At 62.1% G+C, this 7,879-nt stretch carries 6 protein-coding genes; 3 read left to right on the plus strand and 3 right to left on the minus strand.

Features of this window, described 5'->3' with window-relative positions:
- On the plus strand, positions 1-1,770 hold a 1,770-nt coding region (locus H977_RS36110), incomplete at its 5' end, for a thioesterase domain-containing protein (RefSeq protein WP_051289187.1).
- 52 nt (positions 1,771-1,822) lie between these two features.
- Here the strand turns inward: H977_RS36110 and H977_RS0128290 are convergent.
- The 3 genes from H977_RS0128290 to htpG form a co-directional block, all read right to left on the minus strand.
- On the minus strand, positions 1,823-2,488 hold the full coding sequence (locus H977_RS0128290) for a methyltransferase family protein (RefSeq protein WP_029111005.1): 666 nt from the start codon (positions 2,486-2,488) through the stop codon (positions 1,823-1,825).
- A gap of 176 nt (positions 2,489-2,664) precedes the next feature.
- Entirely contained in the window at positions 2,665-4,002 is a 1,338-nt protein-coding gene (locus H977_RS0128295) for a WS/DGAT/MGAT family O-acyltransferase (protein WP_029111006.1), read from the minus strand.
- An 82-nt stretch (positions 4,003-4,084) separates the two neighbouring features.
- Positions 4,085-6,040, minus strand: a complete 1,956-nt coding sequence (gene htpG / locus H977_RS0128300; protein WP_029111007.1) for a molecular chaperone HtpG — start codon at positions 6,038-6,040, stop codon at positions 4,085-4,087.
- Between the two features lie 834 nt (positions 6,041-6,874).
- Here htpG and H977_RS0128305 point away from each other — a divergent pair.
- Together H977_RS0128305 and H977_RS0128315 are read left to right on the plus strand one after the other, a co-directional pair.
- A complete protein-coding gene (locus H977_RS0128305) occupies positions 6,875-7,099 on the plus strand; it encodes an MbtH family protein (RefSeq protein ID WP_029111008.1) in 225 nt (74 codons plus the stop codon).
- Positions 7,100-7,266: 167 nt separating this feature from the next.
- A partial coding sequence (locus tag H977_RS0128315; protein WP_155946880.1) for an AMP-binding protein occupies positions 7,267-7,879 on the plus strand: 613 nt, incomplete at its 3' end.

Raw genomic sequence — 7,879 nt, forward strand, 5'->3', positions numbered from 1 at the left:
ACGTCGTTCACTGCGCCGCTGGAAGCTGGGGCGAGGGTGGTGCCGATCGGTGTGCCGGTGCCGGGGGCGGCGTTTTTCGTTCTGGATCGGTGGTTGCGTCCGGTGCCGGTTGGGGTGGTCGGGGAGTTGTATGTGGCCGGTGCGGGACTCGCGAGCGGGTATCTGCGCCGGGGCGGGTTGACAGGGTCGCGGTTCGTGGCGTGTCCGTTCGGTGGGTCCGGGCGACGCATGTATCGCACCGGGGATCTGGTGTCCTGGGGCCCTGACGGGCAGTTGCGGTATCTGGGTCGGGCCGATGAGCAGGTCAAGATCCGTGGCTATCGCATCGAATTGGGCGAGATCCAAGCTGTGCTGGCCGATCTGGTGGGTGTGGATCAGGCGGCAGTCATTGCGCGAGAAGATCGCCCGGGCGACAAGCGTCTGGTTGGCTACGTCACCGGCAGTGCTGAGCCGGCCCGACTCCGCACCGAGCTTGCCGAACGGTTACCCGTCTACATGGTGCCGGCGGCGGTGGTGGTACTGGACGACCTGCCGTTGACGGTCAACGGCAAGCTCGACAAACGAGTCCTACCTGCCCCGGACTACTCCGAGGCCGATCGCTATCGTGCGCCGTCGAATCCCATCGAGCAGACTGTCGCCAGGATCTATGGCGAGGTGCTGGGGCTGGAGCGAGTCGGGATCGACGACTCTTTCTTCGACCTGGGCGGGGATTCACTCCTGGCGACGCGGCTGATCGCCACGATCAACTCCAACCTGGGCACTGGCCTGCCGGTGCGCACCATATTCGGGGCTCCGACTGTAAGTGCTCTGGCTCAGCACGTCGGCAGAGGCGACAGCGCCGACGAAGTGATTCCCGTCGAGATCCTCAAGGCGGGCAGCGGAATCCCCTGGTGCTGCATCCACGACGGCTACGGATTGAGCTGGGCTTATCGCGCTTTGAGTGACTACTTGGACGGTCCGATCATCGGGATCAATCAAGTCCCAGGAGATGATGAGGTTGGCGCGCTGTCTATCCGTGACCTGGCGGCCAACTATGCGGACCGCCTGCAGTCCCTCCATCCCGACGGGCCCTACAAACTCCTGGGATGGTCCTTCGGCGGCGTCGTCGCCCACGCTGTGGCGGTGGAGTTGAAGGGACGTGGTTGTGAAGTCCGGCATCTGGTGCTCTTGGATCCCACGGTGAATATCAAACGCGTTGTCTCATCGAATTTGTCGTGGGGCCAGAGTCATATCCTCAAACATATATTGAGGACGAAGGGTGTCGACGTTCCAAGCCAATGGGGTCGCCTTGCCTACCGGCAGGTCGAGGAAATACTGCGTCAGCACGGATCCGGCGAGTTTGCGCTGCCGCCGAATCAATTGGTCGATTTCATGACTCAAAGTCTCAGTGCGAATTGGTCATTGTTGGTGGGGCATCAACCTGGTGTCTTCGACGGCGACATGGTCGTGTTCTCGGCTGCGCGGAGAATGAGGATCCCGAGAATAAGGGTACGGCGCCCGGGAGTGCTGGCTCGAATGGCCTTCCGGTATCAGCAAAGAAGTTGGCAGCCTTACGTCTCAGGGAATCTCACTGAGCATCCCGTCGATTGCACTCATTACGAAATGTTGGCCGCCACATCGCTGAGCGCATACGGAAAACAGTTGACGGATCTTCAACATGAACAGATTCAGAACCCCTTGCGCGACGCGGTGGAGGTCGGTGGTGTTCGTGGGCCCCGGCGCGGCATTCCGCATCGTGACCTCACCCAGTGCCCGCCGCGACTCGGGTGAGCCACCGGGACCGGCTCCCAGCTGACGGCGCCGGCACTCCGACCGGTTTCGGTCACCAAACGCCGGGTACCAGGCGGTGCGGGACTTCTTGCATGTAGTGGCGGTAACCCGCCAGCTCTTCTTGAAGCAGTGTTTCTTCGTCGCGGATACGCAGGGCGAACACCAGCGGGGTGGGAATGGCGGCAACGAGTCCCCAGTAGGACCCCAGCGCAAGAGGGGCGCCTACCGACATCAATGTGATGAAGGTGTACATGGGGTGACGCACCATCCCGTACACGCCGGAAGAGATCAGCGGTTGGTCCTCCTCCACCCGGACGATGACGGCAGCATGGCTGTTTTGCGCAAAGACGACCGTTATTCCCCAGATCGCTATCACGGTCAAAACAAACCCGGCCACGGAGATGGCCGTCGGGACCGAGGACCATCCGAATCGGTGGTCAAGGGCGCTGACCACCACGATTGAAAACCAGCAGACGCGGGTGGCTGCCGATAAGAATTTCTGCACCCGCCGGGGTTCGGAAGTCGGTATGCGACGTTCGAGTACCGCGGGGGCCTTGCGCATCAGATAGATGCTCGAGATCCACGACGAGATTGCGATCACTGCGAAAAACAGCCACGCCTGCCAGTAGTTCAGCGTGCCGGCCGGTACGAACAACAGCAACCAAAGCGCCAGCATTAGAAGGAAGCCCGACAGCAGCATCTTGAGAATGGATTTCATGGACCCTCCCAAGAGCCTCGCAATGATTCGGCCGTGCCTAAGAATACATTGGTGACCGCAGGGGGTCTGACGATTTCACGGTCTATTTCGCTTGTCGGAGCCGCATTGCGCGAGTCGCGGTCGAGCGGCTCCGCGACCTGCCGAGCCGGCCGTGGCATGTCCCGCCATCGGGTTGTTCAAAGAAATGTGCCGGTGAGCGAGTACTCCTTCAAGGCGGTCGAGAGTTCCTGGTGCAGTTCATCTTTAGAGTTGGCATGGCCTGGAAGGTACGAAATCAGCGAAACGAAAATCCGTCCCTGCACCGTTCCCGAGAGCAAAGTCTGCAATCCGCCGTACTGCTGCATCGCCGGTGTGTCCACTCCGAGGTGGTGGAGCCTGATGGCATAGGCGTCGGCCTCTGTGCCATCTGGCCGGCTCGCGGCGGCATCGGTCACGCCGACGTTGGAGGCGCCGACGAGGTTGAACGCGCTGACCCTGGTCGCACCGCGGGCGGCTTTGAGGAGCCGCTTGGACAACAGGGGAACCAGAGCATTCAGTACCTGCGCGGGGTCGGGTTCTTCCCGGTGGCGAATCAGCGCTTGCTTCACCGCGGCCCTGATCCCACGCAGGTCGGTGGTTGCGGTCGCAGGGTCAACGGTGGCGAGCACACCGCTGATCGCGTTGGCGCGAGTGTCGTCCGCGGTGCGCTCGTTGACCGGCAGCGTCACCACCACAGACCCATCCCTCGCCACCCGGCCGGCTCGCTGAGCGAGGCGCGTTGCCAGTCCCACGAGCAGCGTGTTCCTGGTCCCGCCGAGTGAGCGCGCGCGGGCGTCCCATTCGTCGGCGTCGACGAAGACCGTTGCCGTTGGGAGATTGTGGAGTTCGTCGTGTTCGGAGGGCGGTGGAGGCGAATTGGTGGCCGGCGGGGCGGCAGCTGCGGCACCGTTGCGACCAGGCCGGCCCAGCTTTACTGCGGCGATGACGGCACGGCTCATCGCCGGGATGTCCCTCATGGTCTGGCGGGCGTCCTCGCGCAGGGCCTGCCACCGCCCGCGCGATGCCGCGTCCGGCCAGATGACCGGGTCGTCGCGGCCACGCGCCGCATCCGCCGCCGCTTCCCACAGCCCGACGCCGTCGATGAGGCAGTGGTCGATGGTCAAGCTCACGCCGGCGCCGCCGTCGGTGAATGGCAGAACCGCGAGATGCCACGCCGGTCCGTGCTCGCAGTCCAGCAGGCTGTTGCTCTGCTCGTCCAGCCACCCGTCGAATGCATCCCGCGGTCGGGCCCCCGCGACGATCTCGAGCTCCGGTGCTCTGTCGGGTGCCACCCACCGGCTGCGGCCGAATGGCAATGGCGAATGGGCGATGCAGCGAGACAACCGTCCTCGCTCAAGGTGGGCGTGGAATTGCCGCAGACCGTCGATGTCGACCGAACGGTCATACACCCAGACGCATTGCAGCCGGGTCGTCGAACCCGACGCCTGCGCGTAGTCGAACATGGTCTGATCGAGCAGATCGAGTACGTTGCTCATTTTCTCAAGGTACGAGTCTGACTGCGGTTTCACCTGGCAAACGCGACGAAACCGGACTCCGAGCCGGGTCGGACGACGCGAGTTACACGGTGCGCGCCAAGCGGTCGGCGAGTAGTGCGGCGAACTTGGCCGAGTCCTCGGGTACCTCACCCTCTGCGAGAAGAGCCGTGCCGTAGAGCAGTTCGGCAGTCTCGGTCAGGCGCTGCATCTGGGCTTCGTTCTCTACGGTCTTCTCCGCTTCGGCTGCGTGGGCCTTTCGCAAGCCAGTGACGAGCGAATGCGCCGGGTTGAGCTCGAGAATCCGTTTCCCGACTGGGACCGTTTGTCCCGAAGCCCGGTACATGCGCGCCAGCGCCGGCGTGATGCCGAACGCCGGAGTGATCAGACAGGCCGGAGACTCGGTCAATCGGCTGGACAACCGCACTTCCGAAACGCGGTCGGCCAGTGTGTCCGTCAGCCAGCCCAGGAGGCCGGCGAACTCCTGCTCCTGTGCCTCGCGTTCAGCTTTGTGTTCGGCCCTGTCCGCATCGGAGTCGAGGTCGACTTCACCTTTGGCGATCGACTGCAGCGGCTTGCCCTCGAACTCGGGCACCGACCCAACCCAGATCTCGTCCACCGGGTCCGTGAGCAGGAGTACCTCGTATCCTTTGGCTTGGAACGCCTCTAGATGAGGGGATTTCAGAAGTTGCTCACGCGATGGTCCGGTGGCGTAGAAGATCTGCTCCTGACCGTCTTTCATACGCTCGACGTATCCGGCGAGCGTGGTCAGTTCGTCGTCGCTCTGGGTGGAGGAGAATGACGAAACCCGCAGCAACGCGTCCCGGTTGTCCAGATCCGACATCAGGCCTTCTTTGAGGACCGCGCCGAACTGGGACCAGAACGTCTGGTAGTCCGCGGGCTTTCCGGATTGCAGGTCTGTGATGGTCGACAGGATCTTCTTCGTCAGTCGCCGACGGATGGCGGTGACCTGCCGATCCTGCTGAAGGATCTCCCGAGACACGTTGAGCGACATCCCTTGTGCATCGACGACGCCTTTGACGAAGCGCAAGTATCCGGGCATCAGTTCGTCGCAGTCGCCCATGACGAAGACACGCCTGATGTAGAGCTGAACCCCGGTCTTGGCGTCACGGGTGAACAGGTCGAACGGCGCATGCGAGGGGATGAACAACAACGCCTGGTACTCGAAGGTGCCCTCGCCCTTCATCGAGATGACCGTGAGTGGATCGTCCCAGGCATGGGCGATGTGCTTGTAGAACTCGTGGTATTCCTGCTCGGAGACTTCCTCTTTGGGCTTGGCCCACAACGCTTTCATCGAGTTCAGGGTCTGGGTTTCGACCGAGACGCGGTCCGTTCCGCCCTCTTCGGTGGCCGGCGCTTGTCGCTCGACCTGCATTCGGATGGGCCAGGCGATGAAGTCGGAGTACTTCTTGACGAGTTCTCTGATCTTCCACTCAGCGGTGTAGTCGTGGAGCTGATCATCAACGTCTTCGGGCTTGAGATAGAGCGTGACAGACGTGCCCTGAGGTGCGTCGTCGACGGACTCGATGGTGTAGGTGCCGTCGCCGCTCGATACCCATCGGGTAGCCCCGCTCTCTCCGGCCTTGCGGGTGAGCAGTTCAACCTCGTCGGCCACCATGAACGTGGAGTAGAAGCCGACGCCGAACTGCCCGATCAATTCATCGGACGCGGCTGCGTTCTTGGCATCCTGCAATTGCCGACGCAGCTGCGCGGTTCCTGATTTCGCGAGAGTGCCGATCAGGTCCACGACCTCGTCGTGCGTCATCCCGATACCGTTGTCGCGCACGGTAAGTGTCCGTGGCTCGCGGCCCACCTCGATATCGATGTGGAGGTCGGAGGTGTCCGCTGTGAGCTCCTTGTTGCGCAGTGTCTCGAGGCGCAGCTTGTCCAGCGCGTCGGACGCGTTGGAGATGAGCTCCCGCAGGAACGAGTCCTTGTTGGAGTAAACCGAGTGGACCAGCAGCTCCAGGAGTTGGCGTGCCTCGGCCTGAAACTCCAGCTTCTCGACGCGTGCAGACATGTGATTCCATCCCACAGATCGACCTACTTGGACAACTCCGAGGAGAATACCGACGTGTCGCCGGCTCAGCGGCCACTCTGCACCCAGCGCGTGCGTACTCGTCGTCGCATCGTGGAAGCCCGGTCGATTCGGTCCCGAAAGTGCCTCGGTCTTTGACGTGTTCTTGCGGACGATACAAACTCGATCTTGATGCAAGGTTGCCGGATCGCTGCAATGTGAAATATTTGCCATTATTTGCGGTCGCAAATTTGACGCAGATGCCGGCGGTCGCCGTGTTCCGACGCTTTTCTGGCTAACGCAATAGTCGTGAACGGGCCCTCGATTGTGCCGTGGGCCGGTGCGCTCACGTTGCCTGCGGAGTTTGCGGATCTGTCTCATTTGTCGGGCAGTTTCCCGTCGCCTACCGGGGATGCGGCAGGGTGCGACGTCCCATCGCCGGCTAGTCCGATTCGCTGGATTGAACTACACGTTTGTCGGGGTACCGCACGGATTGCCGCCCGCATTCAGGGCCTTGAACTCCGATGGTCCCGGTTGCCGGATCTCGCTCGGCGTGGGAGTCGAGGTCCGGCATGAATGGACGCCGTCCAGATTTGCCAAAAAGTTACGTGCGGGGCGAATGGGGCGATAAAGTACTGGGACTCAGCAACGTGGCACGCTCGGATCATCGATTTCTGTGCGATGCCATAGGTAAGTGGATATGCTGACGCTCTGCAACAAGACAATTCATAGCTGTAGTAGACCAAAAGGCAATATGGACGCCGGTGGTGAGTAGCCGCCCTGCGTCCTGATCGTCGAACGATTTTGGCTGGTCAACTCGGTGCAGGGGAGGACCAGGTGAGCATCAACCCGTTTGACGATGACAACGGCAGCTTTCTTGTGTTGATCAACGACGAGGAGCAACACAGTTTGTGGCCGACCTTCGCCGACGTTCCTGTCGGTTGGAAGGCGGTGTTCGGCGAGGCGGACCGCTCTGCGTGCCTGGACTACATCGAGCAGAACTGGCCGGATATCCGGCCGAAGCGCCTGCGCGACAGATTGGCAGGGCCAGGCGTCCGATAGGTAACAGCCCAGGGGGGGCGGGCGCCGCAGTGGGGACGGCAAGCCTGCGGGGATTGGAGGGACGGTGGAGTTTCGCACCGGTGTCTATCACGAGGAGAGCGTTCGGCGGTTGATCGAGCGGCTGCGGCAGGTGTTGACGGTGATGACTGCCGAGGCGGGGTTGCGTCGTGACTGCTGATGTGACGCGGCGGTTGTCGTCGATGGGTTTTTTGGATGAGGATGAGCATTCGCAGCTTTTTGGGTGGGGTAATCGGGCGGTTTTGAGTCGGGCGGTGTGTTCGGCGGTGTCGATTCCGGTGTTGTTTGCTGCGCAGGTGGTTCGTGCGCCGGATGCGGTGGCGGTGTCGTTCGAGGGTTGTTCGATGTCGTATCGGGAGCTGGATGAGGCGTCGGATCGGTTGGCGTACTGGTTGATTGAGTGTGGTGCGGGGCCGGGTGAGCGGGTGGCGGTGTTGTTGCCGCGGTCGGCTGATGCGGTTGTGGCGGTTTTGGCGGTGTTGAAGTCGGGGGCGGCGTATGTGCCGATCGATGCGATGCATCCTGATGCGCGGATTCGGTTCATGCTTGCTGATGCTGCTCCGGTTGTGGTGGTGTGCAGCAGTGATCTTGCTGGTCGGGTGGCCGGTTGTGGTGTGCCGCTTGTGGATATCGCCGATCTGGGTGTGGCGGCCGACATTGGTGTGTTGGCGATGCCGGCGGCTGATGATGTGGCGTATTTGATTTATACGTCGGGGACGACGGGTGTGCCGAAGGGTGTGGTGATCTCTCATCGCAATGTGG

The organism is Mycobacterium sp. URHD0025, from assembly GCF_000426065.1.
Lineage (GTDB): Bacteria > Actinomycetota > Actinomycetes > Mycobacteriales > Mycobacteriaceae > Mycobacterium.